Genomic DNA, 17,712 nt, shown 5'->3' with positions numbered 1-17,712 from the left:
CTTGCGGACCGTGGTTCCGCTATTTGAACGAAATCAACAGGAAAACGCAAGTTTTAACCGAAATAGCGGCTCCTGAGACCGCGAAACTTCCAAAATGCACTCATTTTTCGAAAATAAAGGCTTCTGTGTCCGTATGTGTGTTTCAACGGGGGTTGTTCCTATTAAAGGGAGGCATCATGCGAAGTTGAGGCGACTTGTGAGCACAGATGCGGACATACGATCCGTTATTTTGGTCCAACAGCGCAATTTTGCGATTCTCGCGGACCGTGGTTCCGCTATTTGGGCGAAAACAGCAGAAAAACGCTAGTTTTAAACGAAATAGCGGCTCCTGAGTCCGCCAAACTTCTAAAATGCACTCTCTTTTCGAAAATAACGGCTTCTGTGTCCACATGTGTGTTTCAACGGGAGTTGTTCATATCGTAGGGAGGCATCATGCCAACTGCGATTACGTATCAGCACAAAAAAACCTTCAAATCACCTAGTCAGAGGTGCTGAAGGCTCTTTTTGTGGTGGACTTATCATGAAGGTGCCTGAGTGGATTCCGCATCATGTTGAACAGATTGAAGCTCAGGCTGCTTATGGACTTCAGGCCGTCCTAGACCTGCCGGGCGAGGGCCTTTCTTCTTTCTGAAGCGGGTCGCGACATAATTGCGCTTGCGATCGCGATAGAAGATCCAGCCGCCGAGGAAGATCATCCCGAATAGAAACAGCACTAGACCTCCGAGAAACGGCAGCCAGCCAAATGATGGATCAGCTATGCTCTCATTCCCGTGATCGGCGATGTATTGAAAGATAGTATCTCTAATAATAAAAAAACCATATGTAGCCAGGAGTCCCGGAATAACTAATAATAGGATTGCAATAAATCTTGCCAATTTTGACTTCATCGTAACAGCTTCATTCCTTTATCTGTATAAGGTATATTCTTCCTCTAATATTAACTTGTAAATGATGACATGTCTAATATTACCTGATAGGGTATGCTGAAATTAGATTAGTCGATCGCAACATTTACATATGGCAGAGGGGTCGGTCCCCGTTGGAGTACTCGTAATACACCGTTCTTGAATCTAGCTTGATACGAGGAATTGATGTCATTGTGCACAGGCAGTAAGTAGCAGAATTGCACATTCCTTATCTCGGTAGGCACATTCCCAACAAGTACTCTCATGCTAAAAGTCCCAAACAGCGGAACCTCACCGGCCATCTCTCCTTGCCACCCCATACCATGATGCAATGTTGTAAATACAGGTTTGATAGGACCATGAAGCGATGCGTAATCAATTTCGTATGCCAATTCTCCTGCCGCTCCTACGAATACATACGGCCTATGGCGCAAGCTTTCGGGAATGGGGCGCGACCATTCAAATGAGCCGATCAGTCTCTTGTCTGTCTCTACAGACTTCTCATTGTCTTCGACTATTAGATATAACGATAATTCGTACAGATCCTGTTGGATTTCTTCGAGCGTCAGCGTATTGTAATGCTCTTTCTTGATAGCTTCCAGCTTGTTGTCGTCCTTGTTATATGCAAAATAAAAGCTCCTCTTACTAGCCCTGTCAGACTTGATGTTTAAAGCATGCCACTCATGCTTCAAAGGCAAGCTTGCTTCAGGAAAGCTATACTGAACATCGAATGGAGTCTGGATGTCTTTTTCACTAATCATATATTGTGATTGGTTTGCATACGATATGAATTCAGTTTGCATGGGCGTATCTTGACTGCAGCCGACGAGTAAAAGTGCTAGTGAGACTACTGCAACAAGGCTTCTCATGACTGTTCACTCCTTTAGTAATCGAAATAGTCGACGTTAACTCAATAGTTGCAGGCATCAATGGAATATCCTTAACGATGCTCATTCTTAATCTAATACAATCGGAATTAAATGTAAATTAAATAGGTGGAAAATGACTGAAAATCTGCGGATTTATACTAGACAAAACGTACCATGGAATGATTGATCACGTGCAAAATGGGCAAAGGTACAAATCAATTGGGCAAGCGCGTCATCAAGCCCGTTCATGGCAAGCGATGTATTTGGCGAAGCAGATAAAAAGAATGTACAATAAGAGAAATATAAATTGGGGGAGTGTTGTACTTTATGACAAAGCAAGTGGATGTCGCGATCTTAGGCGGTGGAACCGGCGGATATATCGCAGCTATCGTTGCTGCGCAAGCTGGCTTACAAGTAGCAATTATTGAAAAGGACAAGCTGGGCGGAACCTGCTTGCATCGAGGCTGTATTCCTAGCAAAGCGCTGCTGCGCAGTGCGGAAATCGTCGCGCAGGCGAAGGATAGCGAACGGTTCGGTATACATATTGAAGGTGTGCATGTGGATTTTGAGCGAGTTCAAGCGCGAAAGCAGGACATTGTAGAGCAGCTGCATCGCGGAGTTCAATTCTTGATGAAGAAGCATAACATTGAAGTCATTAACGGGACCGGCCGTGTGATGGGGCCGTCCATCTTCTCGCCGCAAAGCGGTTCCGTTGCGGTTGAGCTGCCGGATGGCGAGGCAATGACAGTTGTGCCGAAGCATCTGATCATCGCAACAGGCTCCAGACCGCGCGTGCTGCCTGGCCTTGAGCCTGACGGCGATCGCATCGCGACAAGCGACCATGCGCTGGCCTGGCAGACGCTGCCGAGCAGTGTCGCGATCATCGGCGGCGGCGTTATCGGCATGGAATGGGCATCGATGCTTGCTGACTTCGGCGTTGAGGTTAACGTGATCGAAGCGGGTCCACGCGTGCTTCCGACGGAAGACAAGGACGTGTCGCGCGAGATGGAGCGTGTGATGAAGAAGCGAGGGGTACGCATTCATACGAATACGGTCGTGGAGCAGGACGGTGTGAAGAAGGACGAGCACGCTGTGCAGCTATTGCTCAAAGGCAAGCAGGAGCCAAGCACGTTAACGGTAGACCGGGTATTGGTATCGGTTGGTCGTATTGCAAACGTTGAAGATATTGGCTTGGATAATACAAATGTGCGCGTGAATAACGGCGTAATTGTCGTCAACGAGCATATGCAGACGAACGAACCGCATATCTACGCGATCGGCGACTGCATCGGCGGTCTGCAGCTTGCGCATGCGGCATCAGCAGAAGGGATTGCCGCGGTCAAGCATATAACGGGCGAGCAAGGCATCGCGTTATCGCCGCTTCATATACCGAAAGCGATTTATTCACGCCCAGAAGCGGCATCTATCGGTTTGACCGAGGAGCAGGCGCGTGAACAGGGGGTGAATGTTCAGATCGGCAAGATTTCATTCAAGGCGATCGGCAAAGCTCTGGTTCAAGGGGATACAGACGGCTTCGTCAAAGTGGTTGCGGATGCAGACACATCAGACGTGCTCGGCGTCCATATTATCGGTCCGCACGCAACAGAATTAATAGGTGAGGCCTCACTGGCTAAATTGCTGGAAGCATCGCAATGGGAGCTGGGACATGTTGTCCATGCGCACCCTTCATTATCCGAAGCGATGAGCGAAGCAATGCTTGCTGTAGAGGGCAAATCACTAGTGATGTAGCCTTGTTTCATATCGCGAGCAAATGGAATGATTTATAGCGTTTTATTTTTTGTCGGGTTAAGAGTATAATAGTTGTTAGAGCAAGTCTTAGTACCAGGTATTAAGGCTAGCCCACAGTTAACTTCATTCGGCTTTGATAAAAGGAGGATCACTCCATGACACCAGAAATCTCGCTCCGTCAGAAGACGAAGCATGAACAGCTTGGCTTGTCCAATGAGCAGGCAGTAGAGATGTATCGCATGATGCTGCTTGCCCGCAAGTTTGATGAACGAGGAATCGTCCTGCAGCGCTCAGGCAAGATTACATTTCACATATCGGGGATCGGTCAGGAGACCGCTCAGGTAGCCGCTGCATTCGCGCTCGACCGCGAACGCGACTACTATCTGCCGTATTATCGTGATTACGGCTTCGTCCTCTCGGTTGGCTTGACCGTGAAGGATCTGCTGCTCGCCTCTTTTGCTAAGGCAGAGGATATTAGCAGCGGAGGACGGCAGATGCCGGCGCACTTTGGCGCGAAGCGTCACCGGATTGTGACGAGCTCTAGTCCGGTTACGACGCAGGTGCCGCATGCAGTGGGCATTGCTCTCGCAGCCAAGATGCGCAAGCAGGATATCGTATCCTTTGTAACATTCGGCGAAGGCTCCAGCAATCAAGGGGACTTCCATGAGGGATGCAACTTTGCAGGCGTACACAAGCTGCCGGTCATTATCATGTGTGAGAATAACCAGTACGCGATATCCGTGCCGTTCGAGAAGCAGTCGGCAGGACGCATCGCCGATCGCGCCGCAGGGTACGGCTTCCCGGGCATTCGTGTCGATGGCACAGACCCGCTGGAAGTGTACCGCGTGATGAAGGAAGCTCGTGCTCGTGCCGTTGCGGGTGAAGGCCCGACGTTGATTGAAGCGTTCATGTATCGGATTCCGCCTCATTCCACATCGGATAACGATTTGCTGTACCGAACGAAGGAAGAAGTCGAGGAGAACCGCAAGAAGGACGGACTTCCTCGCTATCGGCAGTATCTTATCGATTGCGGCTTGTGGTCGGAAGAACAGGATGCCGCGCTTCATAAGGAACTTCAGCAGCATATCAATGAAGCGACCAAGTACGCTGAAGAAGCGCCTTATCCGTTGCCGGAAGATACCTACACGCATGTATTTGCAGAGGAGGGGCAATAGATTATGGCGGTCATGGAATATATAGATGCCATTCGCTTGGCGATGAAAGAAGAAATGGAACGAGACGATGAAGTATTCGTGCTCGGGGAGGACGTTGGCGTTAAAGGCGGCGTATTCACAACGACGAAAGGACTGTATGAGCAGTTCGGCGAAGAGCGCGCGATCGATACGCCGCTTGCCGAATCCGCTATCGCTGGAGTGGCGATCGGAGCGGCGCTCGTCGGCATGAAGCCGATCGCTGAGATGCAGTACTCGGACTTTATGCTGCCGGCGGTAAACCAGATCATGAGCGAAGCCGCTAAGATTCGCTACCGTTCCAATAACGACTGGAGCTGCCCGCTCGTCATTCGCGCGCCGATCGGCGGCGGCATCTTCGGCGGACTCTATCATTCACAGTGTCCGGAGTCTGTATTCTTCGGCACGCCTGGATTGAAGATCGTCGCGCCATTTACGGCTGCGGATGCGAAAGGGCTGCTTAAGGCAGCTGTGCGTGACCCAGACCCGGTTCTGTTCTTCGAGCATAAGAAATGCTATCGCATGATACAAGGCGAGGTGCCGGCGGACACGGACTACATCGTGCCGATCGGTAAGGCCAACGTACTGCGTGAAGGCGACGACATCACGGTTATCAGCTACAGCCTTCCGCTGCACTTTGCGCTGCAAGCGGCAGAGGAGCTTGCCCAAGAAGGGATCAGCGCGCATATTCTGGATCTGCGCACGATCCAACCGCTTGATCGGGAAGGCATTCTGCAAGCGGCAGCCAAGACAGGCAAAGTTCTGATCATCCACGAAGACAACAAAACAGGCGGTATAGGTGCTGAGGTATCAGCCATCATAGCAGAAGAATTGTTATTTGAATTAGATGCGCCGATTATGCGCCTGTGCGGTCCGGATGTACCGGCTATGCCGATCAGTCCGCCGCTGGAACGAGAGTTCATGCTGAACAAGGATAAAGTGAAGGAAGCTATGCGTCAGCTTGCTCTATTCTAGCTCACCGCATACAGACTACATCATGTTGCGAGCAGCAACGCAAAGAGAATAACTAAGTATGATGACGGTGCGGTAGCGGAAGTTATCGTACCGTATGTATGCGATAGGAGTGATGAATCGATGTCAATAAATACAAGATCTAATGATGTGGTGATGCCGCAGCTAGCGGAGTCTCTCGTGACTGCTACGATCGGCAAATGGCTAAAGCAGCCGGGCGACTACGTCGATGCCTATGAACCGATCTGTGAGGTCATTACAGAGAAGGTAGTAGCTGAGCTTCCTTCGACAGAATCAGGCGTGATGCTGGAGCTGATCGCGAAGGAAGGCGAGACCGTAGCCGTAGGCGCAGTGATCTGTCGAATCGGCAGTGAAGTTGAGTCCAAAGATGCGCCAACGGCATCAACTCCAACAGGAGTTGCAGCTCAACCAACGCATAGTGGCAGTGCGACGTTACAAGACAATTCGATGCGTGATCGTTATTCACCTGCAGTACAACGTCTCGCGCATGAGCATCAAGTGAACTTGAACGAAGTGACGGGCACAGGACTTGGCGGACGTATAACGCGGAAGGACGTTCGCGACTTTATACACAGAAATCAATCCGCGCCTCAGCAAGTTTCTCCATCTGTCGCAGAACGCCCGGCAGCTTCGTCAACCATGCAGTATAATCCGCCGTCTGAGGCTGCGCGTACATTTATCTCGCTTGCTGAAGAGGAGACCAAGCACGTTCAGGTTCGCAATTCCGGACTTCACTTAAGCGAGACGCCTCGCGTACCGAAGATCGAGGTGCAGGGCGAAGGACCATATGGTCGAGGTGAAACCCTTATTGACGTTACGCCGATTCGCAATACGATTGCGACTAAGATGCGTCAAAGCGTAACCGAGATTCCGCATGGCTGGACGATGATCGAAGTTGATGTGACGAATCTCGTGTTGCTGCGCAACAAACTCAAGGACGAGTTCAAGCGCAAGGAAGGCGTTAACTTAACATACCTTGCCTTCGTGCTGAAGGCAGTTGTTAACGCGATTAAGGATTATCCGATCATGAACTCCGTTTGGGCTGTGGACAAGATCATCGTGAAGCGCGATATTAATATCTCTCTTGCGGTGGGCACGGAGGATTCCGTACTTACGCCCGTCATTAAAAATGCCGATCAGAAAAACGTTGCAGGACTTGCCTTCGAGATTGAGGATCTCGCACGCAAAGTGCGCGAACGAAAGCTGAAGATCGACGAAATGCAAGGCGGTACATTTACCGTAAACAACACGGGTTCATTCGGTTCAATTCTATCATACCCGATTATTAACTATCCGCAGGCAGCCATGATGACGTTCGAATCCATCGTGAAGAGGCCGGTTGTGATTCATGATATGATCGCTGTACGTTCGATGGCCAATATTTGTCTATCGCTCGATCACCGTATCCTAGACGGTGTCATCTGCGGAAGATTTTTGCAACGCGTAAAAGAGAATTTGGAGAGCTTTAATCTTGAAAGTAAGCTGTATTAGTGGCATGCTAGAATAGTGAATAGATGCAACTAAGAAAGAATGTGTGATGATGAATGAAGTGCAAGTGAACACCGAGACGGCGGTGACGAGCAATTCGCTGACCGTTCATATGTTGGGCTCGCAAGATTACAAGGAAGCATGGGAGCTTCAGAAGAAGTTTGTGCGAGCAATTGATGAAGGAACGCGGCAGAGCACCTTATTGCTGTTGGAGCATCCGCCAACCTACACGATAGGTTCGCAGCGTCATCCAGAGCACCTTTTGCTCTCGCCGGAGCAGCTGGAGGAACGCGGTATTCGAGTGTATGAAATCGACCGCGGTGGTGATATTACGTACCATGGTCCAGGTCAGCTAGTCGGGTATCCGATCGTGAAGCTGGACGGCCCGCAATTGGATCTGCACGGTTATTTGCGCAACTTAGAGGAAGTATTAATCCGATATTTGGCCTCACTCGGCATTATCGGAACTCGCAAAGCGGAATATACCGGCGTATGGATCGGTGAGCTGAAGGTTGCAGCTATCGGCGTGAAGTTCAACAAACGACGGAAAGGCCGCGGCTTTGTGACGAATCATGGCTTCGCATTTAATATTAAGAGTGGTATTCAGCACGAAGGCTTTACTGGAATCATCCCATGCGGCATTCAGCAGTATGGAGTCACCTCTTTAGAGGATGCTACCGGCAAGTCGTTTGAAGTTGAACAGGTAGGCAGAGATCTGCTTCCATTTTTTACAGTGGTGTTCGGATTCGATGCCGTGGCTGTTCAGCCGTTGGATGAAGAACTCGATTAGCAAACAAGCCATGCGGTGAGCATGGCTTCATTCGTTATTCTGCGTCTGCAAGGTTACATAGACAGTCTTGCGATTATAGACCGAATAATATCGGTTGTAAGAGAACAAATAAGGTGGACATGATCATGGAGAGAAGCATCACCCAGACAATGATTTTGAACCATTTCTTATTATTCATTGCACACTAGGCTCCTTTCTAAGTCAGACGAGCATGATATGTTCTATTTTAACGAAAAAAACGTTTGGAGGAAAGTCGACATGGTACAGAAGGAACGTCTTGTCCAACATTTTATGGAATTGGTACAAATAGACAGTGAAACGAAGTATGAGCGTGAGATCTGCGATGTGTTGAAGCAGCAATTCACAGACCTCGGCCTGGAGGTTGTTGAAGACGATACAACTGCTAAGACGGGTCATGGCGCAGGCAACCTGATCATCACTTGGCCGGCAACTGCTGATCAGGCGAATACGAAGAGAATTTTCTTCACTTCTCATATGGATACCGTTACACCCGGCAAGGGTGTCAAGCCTCAGCTTCATCCGGACGGATTGATCACGAGTGACGGCACTACGATTCTGGGGTCAGACGATAAGGCTGGACTGGCAGCTATGTTTGAGGCCATTCGCGTCATTCAAGAGACGAACATGCCGCACGGTCAGATTCAATTCATCATAACAGTTGGTGAAGAGTCTGGATTAAATGGGGCGCTCGCTATGGATGCCTCTTCTTTGAATGCGGACATGGGCTATGCACTTGATTCATCTGGGAATGTTGGCTCAATTGCGGTAGCCGCACCGACGCAAGCCAAGATTAAGATGGAGATTATCGGCAAGTCTGCTCATGCTGGCGTGAATCCGGAAGACGGAATCAGCGCAATTCAAGTTGCAGGCAAAGCGATTGCTCGAATGAATCTAGGACGTGTTGACCATGAAACGACAGCCAATATCGGACGCTTTGAAGGCGGCGGTGCGACAAACATCGTTACGGACTATGTGAAGCTTGATGCAGAAGCGCGCAGTATTGTCCAAGAGAAGGTCGAGCGTCAGATTGCATCCATGAAGGAAGCGCTAGAATCTGCTGCCCATGAATACGGAGCTACTGCTAAGTTTGAAAGTGTTATCAAGTACCCTGCCTTTAAATTCGAGGATGAAGATGAAGTCGTGCAATTGGCTTCACGTGCCATCTCAAGCATGGGCTTGACTGCCAGCACATTCCATTCTGGTGGAGGAAGTGATGCGAACATCTTTAACGGCATGGGTGTGCCAACTGTCAATCTGGCTGTCGGATACGAGAACATTCATACAACGCAAGAGCGCATTCACTCTGACAATCTGGTGAAGACAGCTGAGATTGTCTTGGCTATCATTCGCGAGACGGCTAAAGGTAACTAATCCAGCCCTTTCAAGGGGGGGGGGAGAACTGGTTTGACATTCGTTCATCACTCTAACATGCTTGATCTGCAGTACCGAGCAAACCACCCGCTCTTGGAAGAGGCATTCCATTCTCATACTAGTTATGAGATCTATCTGTTTCATGCGGGCAAGGTCAACTATCTGATTGGTGATCGCATCTTCGCTCTAGAGCCAGGAGACCTGATCATCATGCATGGACTGACCCTGCATCGCGCAATTGTAGACAAGAGCAAGCCCTATGTCAGGTCGATCGTGCACTTCGATTCGCGTTACGTTACCCGTATTGATCCTGCTGAAAATGAAGAGCATCGAACAGAGCTTCTTCGACCGTTTCGCGAGCTGCGGTACGCGCGCGTACGTCTGGATCAAGTCCGTCTGCAGGAAGCGGACAGCACCTTCAAGCGAATGTATGAACATGAGCAGCGAGGTGACTTTGTAGGTCGTCAGCGTATGAAGCTGGCGCTGCTTGATCTGCTATATTGCATATACGATTGGTTTGCGGAGCCGCTATCCGCGAGCGAGAACCATGCGGAGCGAGAGCTGCATGTCGAAGATATATTCCGTGTGATCGAGAAACGTTATGCGGAGGATTTAACGCTGGATGACATCGCTCGTGAGGTTCATTTGAATAAGCATTATGTCAGTAAGCTGTTCAAGGACATTACTGGCCTTACCCTATTTCAATATCTGAACCATCGTCGCGTTAATCAAGCTAAGGTGTTATTTGTGTCAGATCCTCATCTCCCGATCACGGATGTATCGCTTGAGGTCGGTTATAAGCATTTGCCGCATTTTTCTCGAATATTTAAGCAGACTGTAGGGTGCTCGCCTGATGAGTATCGCAAGAGGTTTCGTTAATAAGCCAGTATGTACAACTGAAGAATGATAGAAGGGACTCTTTCACAGGTTATGAGTATGTCTGTGGGGAGTCCCTTTCGCATGCCTGCAATCTATATGGCGAGTGCTTGCGGGATGTACCCATATCTGCTGATTGAGGCTGGAAATTGTGATGGATTGACATGTTGTCTTCCAGTTCATCATACCAATTAGAGTTAAATGAAAGCTTGTTTAAGCAATTCTAATGTAAGCGCATGCGACTCACTCATGTTATCGTTAATTCAATGAATGACAAGGGGAGGCGATCGAATGAACTCGGTTCGCATTGGTATCATTGGCATAGGCAATATGGGAAGTTCACACGCGTTATCCATTGTAAAAGGTAATATAAAGGGCGCTGTGCTGGGAGCGGTCTGTGATATCAATCCTGATCGGCAACAATGGGCGCTGGAGAAATTAGGATCTGATATTCCGTTCTATCGTCATCCAGACGCTTTAATCGCTTCGGGACAGGTGGATGCGATCATTATTGCGACTCCGCATTATGATCATCCAGGGCTCGCAATTCAGGCTATCCAGCAAGGCGTACATGTATTAGTTGAGAAGCCTGCAGGAGTGTATACCAAGCAGGTGCGCGAGATGAATGAAGCGGCCGCTGAATCCGGTTTAGTGTTCGCAATTATGTATAATCAACGAACGAATCCGATCTACAAGAAGCTGAAGGAAATGATCGCAAGCGGTGAGCTTGGCGAGATTCGACGCACAAACTGGATCATTACGAACTGGTATCGCTCTCAGAGCTATTACGATTCTGGAACGTGGCGGGCTAGCTGGGATGGTGAAGGCGGCGGCGTACTGCTGAACCAAGATCCGCATCAACTGGACCTGTGGCAGTGGACGATTGGCATGATGCCGACTAGAGTGCGGGCTTTCTGCCGTTTCGGGCATTATCGCGATATTGAGGTTGAAGATGATGTAACGGCTTATGTGGAATATGAAAATGGGGCTACCGGCGTATTTATAACGACTACTGGTGAAGCGCCTGGAACGAACCGATTCGAGGTCACTGGCGATCGAGGCAAGATCGTCATTGAAGATGACAAGATGACGTTCTGGCGGCTTAGAGTCTCGGAAACGGAATTCAATCGTACTTATACCGGCGGTTTCGGTGAACCAGAGTGCTGGAAATGCGAGATTCCGGTACACGGCGTCACTACCGCTCATGACGGCATTATGAACAATTTCGTAGATGCGATATTACATGGTTCGGAGCTTATTGCGCCTGGAAATGAAGGCATACACGGACTGACTCTTTCCAATGCGATGCATCTGTCCACATGGACTGATAACTGGGTCGATCTTCCGCTTGATGAAGTGCTATTCCTATCCGAACTGCAAGCTCGGCGCGAACAATCACGACAGAAGACACAGGCTGTCCAGAACACAGCTCCTGTCGATATGTCATTGACGTTTGGTCGGTAAGGGTTAGTTGAGGGATACCGACCGTGAAGAAAGAAGGCTGGGACGGACCATGAATTTATTTGATTTGAGCGGGAAGAACGCTGTTTTGCTAGGCGGAGGAAGCACGTTAGGTCAAGCAATTGCCGAAGGACTCGCTGCTCATGGAGCGAGACTTGCAATCGTTGGCCGTATCGAGGAGAAAACGTCTGCGGTTGTGCGGCAGTTGAGCGAACAGGGTGCGGATGCTGCGGCATTCTATGCAGATGTGACCCATGAAGGCGACCTGCAGCGCTTGCACGCTGAACTTATGATGTGGGCAGATCATATTGACGTACTCTTTCATTTACCTGGTGTCAATAGTGCCACTCCGTTCTTTGACATCACGTCAGAGGAATGGGATCACATCATGAATGTGAATGCCAAGAGCGCCTTCCGTACAGCGCAGTTATTCGGCAAGACGATGACAGAAAGTGGACGAGGAGGATCCATCATCTTTATCTCTTCGGTATCATCAGATCCGCCATTATCCAAAGTATTTACGTACTCAGCGTCCAAAGCAGTTATTAACAATATGACCCAATATCTTGCTAGAGAGTTTGCGTCAAGCGGAGTGCGGGTTAACGCGATCATCCCTGGCTTTTTCCCAGCGGAGCAGAATCGGGCTATTCTAGCGCCTGAAAGAGTTGAAGCTATCATGCGGCACACACCTATGCAAAGATTTGGCTCTCCGAAGGAATTGCAGGGTGCGGCGGTATGGCTTGCGTCTGAAGCGGCATCCAGCTTCGTGACTGGAACGTTAATCCGTGTGGATGGCGGATTCGGTGCCATGACGATCTGAGCTGGCAACAGCTAATTAATCTAATCTGTATTAAGGTGGTGTATTTACTGTGAAATGGTCTTTATTTACAGTTGCTGTACCTGATCTTACGATTGATGAGTTAATTCCAGCAGCGGCAGAAGCAGGGTTGAACGGCTTAGAATGGCGATTCACCTCTACGGCAGAATCAGCTCGCCAGCAGCCTCCGTCCTTCTGGGGCAATAACCGTGCAACCATTGAGCCTGGCATGTCAGCAGCCCGGTTAACCGAGATACGCTCTCTATGCAAAGCGAATGGAATTGAGTCGGCAGCCTTAATGGCATACCTTCAAGTGGGCAATCTGGAGGCCGCTCGAGTTGCATTGGAAGCCGCAGCGGCGCTTGGCGCTCCAAGCATGCGGATCGCTGTGCATCGTTATGACCGCAGCCGTCCTTATTCTGAGCTATTGACCGAGCAGCTTCAATATATGGAGCAACTGGCGCCGATGCTGCAGGAGTACGGAGTGAAAGGCTTAATCGAGACGCACCATGGAACGATCGCGGCAAGCGCGAGCGCCGCACATCGGATCGTGTCCGCATTTGAAGAGTCCCTATTCGGTGTACTATTTGATCCTGGAAATATGATGTTTGAAGGTTATGAGAATTATCGCATGGGCTTAGAATTGCTTGGGCCGTATTTGTCTCATGTTCATGTCAAGAATGCGGATGTGATCCCTTATGAAAAACGCGATAACGCTTCCTTCACATGGTCTCCGCTTCAATGGGGACTTGTGGATTGGCAGCAGGTAATGTCGGACTTGATAGCGGTCGGATACGACGGCTATTGCGGTTGTGAGGATTTCAGCGGTACGTATTCTTCACGCGAAATGATGAATGTTTATGTGAAATGGATATCAGATCTAAGAACAGCAGCGGAGGAATAATCATGAATCGATCTGACGGTATGCGATATGCTCCTCGCCATGAAGCGAAGGAAGTAGTGAGGCCCGGCGATTTCCAGATTGCAGCGATGGCTCTCGATCATGGGCATGTGTATGGGATGTGCAATGGGTTAATCGAAGCTGGAGCTACTTTAAAATGGGTATATGATCCCGATCCGGCAAAGGTGGACGCCTTCGTTAACGTATATCCTGAAGTTCGTGTCGCTCGTGATGCAGCTGAGATTCTAGAAGATCCGGACATTCGCTTGGTTGCGGCTGCTGCAGTACCATCTGAACGGTGTGAGCTAGGGCTTCGAGTGATGGCGCATGGTAAGGATTATTTTACGGATAAGACACCCTTCACCTCTCTTGAGCAATTAGCTGCCGCAAGAAAGCAAGTTGAGCTGACCAAGCAAAAATATATGGTTTATTATAGTGAACGACTTCATGTAGAGAGCGCAGTGTATGCTGGGCAATTAATTCAGCAGGGCGCTATCGGTCGTGTCATTCAGGTAATGGGAACAGGACCGCATCGCTTGAACGCATCTAGTCGACCGGAATGGTTCTTTCAACGTGAGAAATACGGCGGTATTCTATGCGACATCGGCAGCCATCAGATTGAGCAGTTTCTGTTCTATGCTGGCTGTCAAGACGCGACTGTACTGCACAGCAAGGTTGCGAATTACAATAACGAAGCGTTTCCGGAATTAGAGGATTTCGGTGATGCTGCGCTGGTTGGGGATAATGGGGCAAGCCATTATTTTCGAGTGGACTGGTTCACGCCTGATGGCTTAGGGACCTGGGGAGATGGACGCACCATAATCCTAGGAACAGAAGGGTATATCGAATTGCGGAAGTACACTGATGTGGGGCGTTCGAATACATCTGATCACGTGTATTGGGTGAACAAGGAAGGCGAGCATTATGAGCATGTAGCCGGAAAGGTTGGATGTCCATTCTTCGGGGAGCTCATTCTCGATTGCTTGAATCGTACCGAGCACGCCATGACGCAAGCGCATGCTTTTAAGGCTGCTCAGCTTTGTTTGGAAGCACAAGCTCAGGCTATTAATCTGACACCATCAAGATTAAGAACCAAGTGACCATTTTGGGTGCAGTATCGAATAAGTGCTAAGTGTGACGTTTGGTTTTGTCAAAGTAGTTCACAGAACAATTATTAATAAACAAGAAAAATGTAGAATGATATCGCGAATGGAAGCGGAAAGCGTTTACCGGTAAATTACATAAAATTTATTTGTGAACATTTAAGGACCGAGTTGAGTGAAATTATCACTCTTCTCGGTTTTTTGCACTGAAAAAAGATGCTTATTCGACAAAAATCATATATTTCTATTATCAAGTGACATTTTTAGAACGGAATTTACATTTTTATTATCGATTAACATGAATTGACAACACGAATCATTATGAATATGATTTAATTTGTAAGACGGAGTAATCATATGACATGTAGTTTTGCGACCATGTTCCTTGACAATTACATAAGGCACACTAACTGAAAGGTTAGGTCGCAAAGCTTGGAGTCTTAGGGCCAGAAAAAGGCTGATGATAGTCCGGTTGCATATAGCATTATGCTGAGCATGATGCGTTATGTAGCCGGACTATTTTATTTTTCTTAGCTAAACCAGCTGTGGATTGATGTGGTTTAGTTGGAGGTTTACATAAATTAACTTATGAAGGAGGTAAGTCAATGAAGAAGCGACTAAGAATCGCGATTAATTGGCTGAGCATCGTGTCCATTATTCTAGGACTCATGCCTGGTACCAGCTCGAATGCTTTTGCGAATGCATCACAAGGTGACGGGCTTATATGGCCAAATCCTGGAGCCACCAATCTGTCGAAGGTTGCTGTGCCGACAGGAGCACCAGGAGAATGGCAGGTAACACTTAAGGTTGAAGGTAAGAATGTTCAACAGAGCTCAGATGTAGTGTTGGTCGTCGATAAGTCGGGCAGTATGAATGACTCTGATCGAATGACTAGTGCTAAAAATGCTGCGATAAAGTTCGTAGATGAGCTGCTTAAGGAGGGCTCGCTTACTCGCGTTGCAGTTGTGAGCTTTAGTACTAAATCAGAAGTGGAGTCTGACTTTAAAGGTACTTCTAATGCTGATATTAAGAGTTTGAAAAAAGCAATTAACGGGATCTCCGCTAGCGGAGGAACTAATATTCAGGCAGGGCTAAGAGAAGCAAATTCATTATTAGGTTCGAGCTCTGCGAAGAATAAAGTTGTCGTCTTACTGAGTGACGGTAGACCAACGTATAGCTATCAGGCAACTACAGCAACAGCATACACTTGGCCAGAGAATCGTTATAACTTTGTATTGAAGGACTTTACCAGTCGCTTAGGCAATGGCGAAGATTTCAAGATTAATACTGGTTATTCCGAAGGACCGTGGTGGAACCCTACTTGGTATCCAGGTTATAAAATTGGAAATTACCGAATCCAAGATCACGGTATAGGTACGATCTCAGAAGCTAAGGCTATCATAAATTCAAAGATTGGCATTTATTCTGTGGGTCTTAGTGTTGGCAATGACGCTGATGCAGTCTATGTACTGAAGAATAGTCAGAATAAGGGCTATTACTCTGGAAATAGTTCAGATCTTGAAGCTATTTACACGGAGCTTGCAGGTAGAATTGCTTATGCTGCCTCTGGTGCAAAGGTTAGTGATCCAATGGGTGAGATGTTTAACCTGAAGTTGAATGGCAATACATTCGACAGCTCGGTTTATACAGCTAGCCAGGGTACTGTAACCTATGATCCTGCTACTGAAACTTTATCTTGGGATATCGGGGATATTTCTGAGAATTTCCCAGCGACATTGACTTACAAGGTAGTCATGGATCAGAACCATGTGCCTAAACCAGATCCCGATATTCTCTATCCGACAAACAAAACAACAACTTTAACTTACAACAATGTTAATGATAAACCTATCTCTAAAGATTTTGTTGTTCCTGAGGTAAGCTACGGTAAAGGTTCAATCAAGGTCTGGGGATATAAAGTCAACGCAGATGGGGTCCCGATCAATGAAGCGGGAAATCCAGTGCCAATTGATAGACCAGATCTAGCTGCAAAATTATACGAGCATAAATTCGTATATGAAGGCACAGATGCTCTGAAAATTGGTCAAACTTATTCTGTACCTGCTATTCAGCATCCAGGTCATTCACTATTGGTTGGAAATAATCCAACAAGTGTTACGCTGACGATGAATAATCCTTCTCCAACTGTCTATTTCGGTTATACGGAAGGCATCTACAATGTGACCGTCGATCACAAAGCAGGCGACACAGTACTGAAGGCAGCTGTGACTGAGCCGAAGGGGCAAGGTGTTCAGCTGAACTACAGTAATGAGACGTTTGAAGGCTATGACTTCTCAAAAGTGGTGATTACTGGAAACCACGCTTTGATGATCAATGGTGGTGTGGTAACTGGCAAGATGCCGGGCAATGACATTCACATTACGTTCAATTATGTCGGTAAAGATCAAACGGTTAAGGTCAAGCACATGCTGCAAGGTACCACTACTGAGCTGATTCAGCCGACAACTGTGCCAGGTAAGACTGGCCAACAAGTAACCTTGAACGCTTCAACGATTCCGGGATATACGGCAGTGGAAGCAACTCATGCGTATACATTTACGAATAAGCCTGATCAGGAATTTACATTCTACTATACGGCAAATTCACAGAATGTAACGGTGAAGTACCTTGAAGAAGGTACGAACAAAGTGCTGGCTCCTGAGAAGGACTTCGAAGGAGTAACCGCTGGAACAGTAGACTTGACTGCAGCAGCGGTTGCCGGCTACACGCCAGTGAATGCGACACATACGTACACATTCACAAAAAAAGCTGATCAAACATACACATTCTTCTACAAAGCAGATAAGCAAACGGTAACAGTGAAGTACCTCGAAGAAGGCACAAACAAAGTGCTGGCTGATGAAGCTAAGTTCGAGGGAGTAACCGCTGGAACAGTGAACTTGACTGCTGAAACGGTTGCGGGCTACACGCCAGTGAATGCGACACATACGTACACATTCAAAGCAGGAGCTGGCCAATCGTATACGTTCTTTTACAAAGCAGATAAGCAAACGGTAACAGTGAAATACCTCGAAGAAGGCACAAACAAAGTGCTGGCTGATGAAGCTAAGTTCGAGGGAGTAACCGCTGGAACAGTGAACTTGACTGCTGAAACGGTTGCGGGCTACACGCCAGTGAATGCGACACATACGTACACATTCACAGGAGGAGCTGACCA

The 17,712-nt window shown here is 48.1% G+C and carries 15 protein-coding genes and 1 riboswitch; of the genes, 12 read left to right on the top strand and 3 right to left on the bottom strand.

Annotated features, from left to right (window positions below; all coding sequences use genetic code 11):
* Positions 1–518 precede the first annotated feature (518 nt).
* Positions 519–887, bottom strand: a complete 369-nt coding sequence (locus AC3WTP_RS15295) for a DUF2627 domain-containing protein (RefSeq protein WP_492395484.1) — start codon at positions 885–887, stop codon at positions 519–521.
* Between the two features lie 107 nt (positions 888–994).
* The gene (locus AC3WTP_RS15290) at positions 995–1,774 is read right to left on the bottom strand and encodes a hypothetical protein (RefSeq protein WP_492395483.1); all 780 of its coding nucleotides are present in this window, start codon (positions 1,772–1,774) and stop codon (positions 995–997) included.
* A 327-nt stretch (positions 1,775–2,101) separates the two neighbouring features.
* On the opposite strand from AC3WTP_RS15290, the gene lpdA reads away from it, so the two are divergent.
* From lpdA to lipB, 5 genes are all read left to right on the top strand, one after another.
* The gene (gene lpdA / locus AC3WTP_RS15285; protein WP_492395482.1) at positions 2,102–3,523 is read left to right on the top strand and encodes a dihydrolipoyl dehydrogenase; all 1,422 of its coding nucleotides are present in this window, start codon (positions 2,102–2,104) and stop codon (positions 3,521–3,523) included.
* Positions 3,524–3,678: 155 nt separating this feature from the next.
* A complete protein-coding gene (locus AC3WTP_RS15280; protein ID WP_492395481.1) occupies positions 3,679–4,698 on the top strand; it encodes a thiamine pyrophosphate-dependent dehydrogenase E1 component subunit alpha in 1,020 nt (339 codons plus the stop codon).
* A gap of 3 nt (positions 4,699–4,701) precedes the next feature.
* Complete coding sequence (locus AC3WTP_RS15275; RefSeq protein ID WP_492395480.1) at positions 4,702–5,688, top strand: alpha-ketoacid dehydrogenase subunit beta; 987 nt, start codon at positions 4,702–4,704, stop codon at positions 5,686–5,688.
* 120 nt (positions 5,689–5,808) lie between these two features.
* Positions 5,809–7,197: a dihydrolipoamide acetyltransferase family protein gene (locus AC3WTP_RS15270; RefSeq protein WP_492395479.1), complete on the top strand. Its 1,389-nt coding sequence runs from the start codon at positions 5,809–5,811 to the stop codon at positions 7,195–7,197.
* 82 nt (positions 7,198–7,279) lie between these two features.
* The gene (lipB, locus tag AC3WTP_RS15265; RefSeq protein WP_492395507.1) at positions 7,280–7,984 is read left to right on the top strand and encodes a lipoyl(octanoyl) transferase LipB; all 705 of its coding nucleotides are present in this window, start codon (positions 7,280–7,282) and stop codon (positions 7,982–7,984) included.
* A gap of 73 nt (positions 7,985–8,057) precedes the next feature.
* On the opposite strand, the gene prli42 is transcribed toward lipB, so the two are convergent.
* Positions 8,058–8,162, bottom strand: coding sequence for a stressosome-associated protein Prli42 (gene prli42, locus AC3WTP_RS15260; RefSeq protein ID WP_492395478.1), 105 nt, complete (start codon positions 8,160–8,162; stop codon positions 8,058–8,060).
* Positions 8,163–8,242: 80 nt separating this feature from the next.
* Between prli42 and AC3WTP_RS15255 the strand changes: the two genes are divergently transcribed.
* The 7 genes from AC3WTP_RS15255 to AC3WTP_RS15225 form a co-directional block, all read left to right on the top strand.
* Complete coding sequence (locus tag AC3WTP_RS15255) at positions 8,243–9,376, top strand: M20/M25/M40 family metallo-hydrolase (RefSeq protein WP_492395477.1); 1,134 nt, start codon at positions 8,243–8,245, stop codon at positions 9,374–9,376.
* A 33-nt stretch (positions 9,377–9,409) separates the two neighbouring features.
* Positions 9,410–10,255, top strand: a complete 846-nt coding sequence (locus AC3WTP_RS15250) for a helix-turn-helix transcriptional regulator (RefSeq protein ID WP_492395476.1) — start codon at positions 9,410–9,412, stop codon at positions 10,253–10,255.
* Positions 10,256–10,543: 288 nt separating this feature from the next.
* Entirely contained in the window at positions 10,544–11,716 is a 1,173-nt protein-coding gene (locus AC3WTP_RS15245) for a Gfo/Idh/MocA family protein (protein ID WP_492395475.1), read from the top strand.
* A 49-nt stretch (positions 11,717–11,765) separates the two neighbouring features.
* On the top strand, positions 11,766–12,533 hold the full coding sequence (locus AC3WTP_RS15240) for an SDR family oxidoreductase (RefSeq protein WP_492395474.1): 768 nt from the start codon (positions 11,766–11,768) through the stop codon (positions 12,531–12,533).
* 49 nt (positions 12,534–12,582) lie between these two features.
* Complete coding sequence (locus AC3WTP_RS15235; RefSeq protein WP_492395473.1) at positions 12,583–13,434, top strand: sugar phosphate isomerase/epimerase family protein; 852 nt, start codon at positions 12,583–12,585, stop codon at positions 13,432–13,434.
* Between the two features lie 2 nt (positions 13,435–13,436).
* A complete protein-coding gene (locus tag AC3WTP_RS15230; RefSeq protein ID WP_492395472.1) occupies positions 13,437–14,531 on the top strand; it encodes a Gfo/Idh/MocA family protein in 1,095 nt (364 codons plus the stop codon).
* 393 nt (positions 14,532–14,924) lie between these two features.
* Positions 14,925–15,014: riboswitch (cyclic di-GMP riboswitch) on the top strand.
* A 125-nt stretch (positions 15,015–15,139) separates the two neighbouring features.
* A partial coding sequence (locus AC3WTP_RS15225; RefSeq protein WP_492395471.1) for a vWA domain-containing protein occupies positions 15,140–17,712 on the top strand: 2,573 nt, incomplete at its 3' end.

The organism is Paenibacillus sp. EB106-04-04-XG159 (assembly GCF_058791835.1).
Note: the sequence above shows the minus strand (reverse complement) of the source record. Positions and strands in the feature narration are given on the sequence as shown.

Coding starts and splice junctions, on each gene's coding strand:
- AC3WTP_RS15245 (WP_492395475.1), top strand. CDS start 10,544: ATGAACTCGGTTCGCATTGGTATCATTGGCATAGGCAATATGGGAAGT.
- AC3WTP_RS15295 (WP_492395484.1), bottom strand. CDS start 887: ATGAAGTCAAAATTGGCAAGATTTATTGCAATCCTATTATTAGTTATT.
- AC3WTP_RS15270 (WP_492395479.1), top strand. CDS start 5,809: ATGTCAATAAATACAAGATCTAATGATGTGGTGATGCCGCAGCTAGCG.
- AC3WTP_RS15290 (WP_492395483.1), bottom strand. CDS start 1,774: ATGAGAAGCCTTGTTGCAGTAGTCTCACTAGCACTTTTACTCGTCGGC.
- prli42 (WP_492395478.1), bottom strand. CDS start 8,162: ATGAATAATAAGAAATGGTTCAAAATCATTGTCTGGGTGATGCTTCTC.
- lpdA (WP_492395482.1), top strand. CDS start 2,102: ATGACAAAGCAAGTGGATGTCGCGATCTTAGGCGGTGGAACCGGCGGA.
- AC3WTP_RS15230 (WP_492395472.1), top strand. CDS start 13,437: ATGAATCGATCTGACGGTATGCGATATGCTCCTCGCCATGAAGCGAAG.
- AC3WTP_RS15280 (WP_492395481.1), top strand. CDS start 3,679: ATGACACCAGAAATCTCGCTCCGTCAGAAGACGAAGCATGAACAGCTT.
- AC3WTP_RS15255 (WP_492395477.1), top strand. CDS start 8,243: ATGGTACAGAAGGAACGTCTTGTCCAACATTTTATGGAATTGGTACAA.
- AC3WTP_RS15275 (WP_492395480.1), top strand. CDS start 4,702: ATGGCGGTCATGGAATATATAGATGCCATTCGCTTGGCGATGAAAGAA.
- AC3WTP_RS15240 (WP_492395474.1), top strand. CDS start 11,766: ATGAATTTATTTGATTTGAGCGGGAAGAACGCTGTTTTGCTAGGCGGA.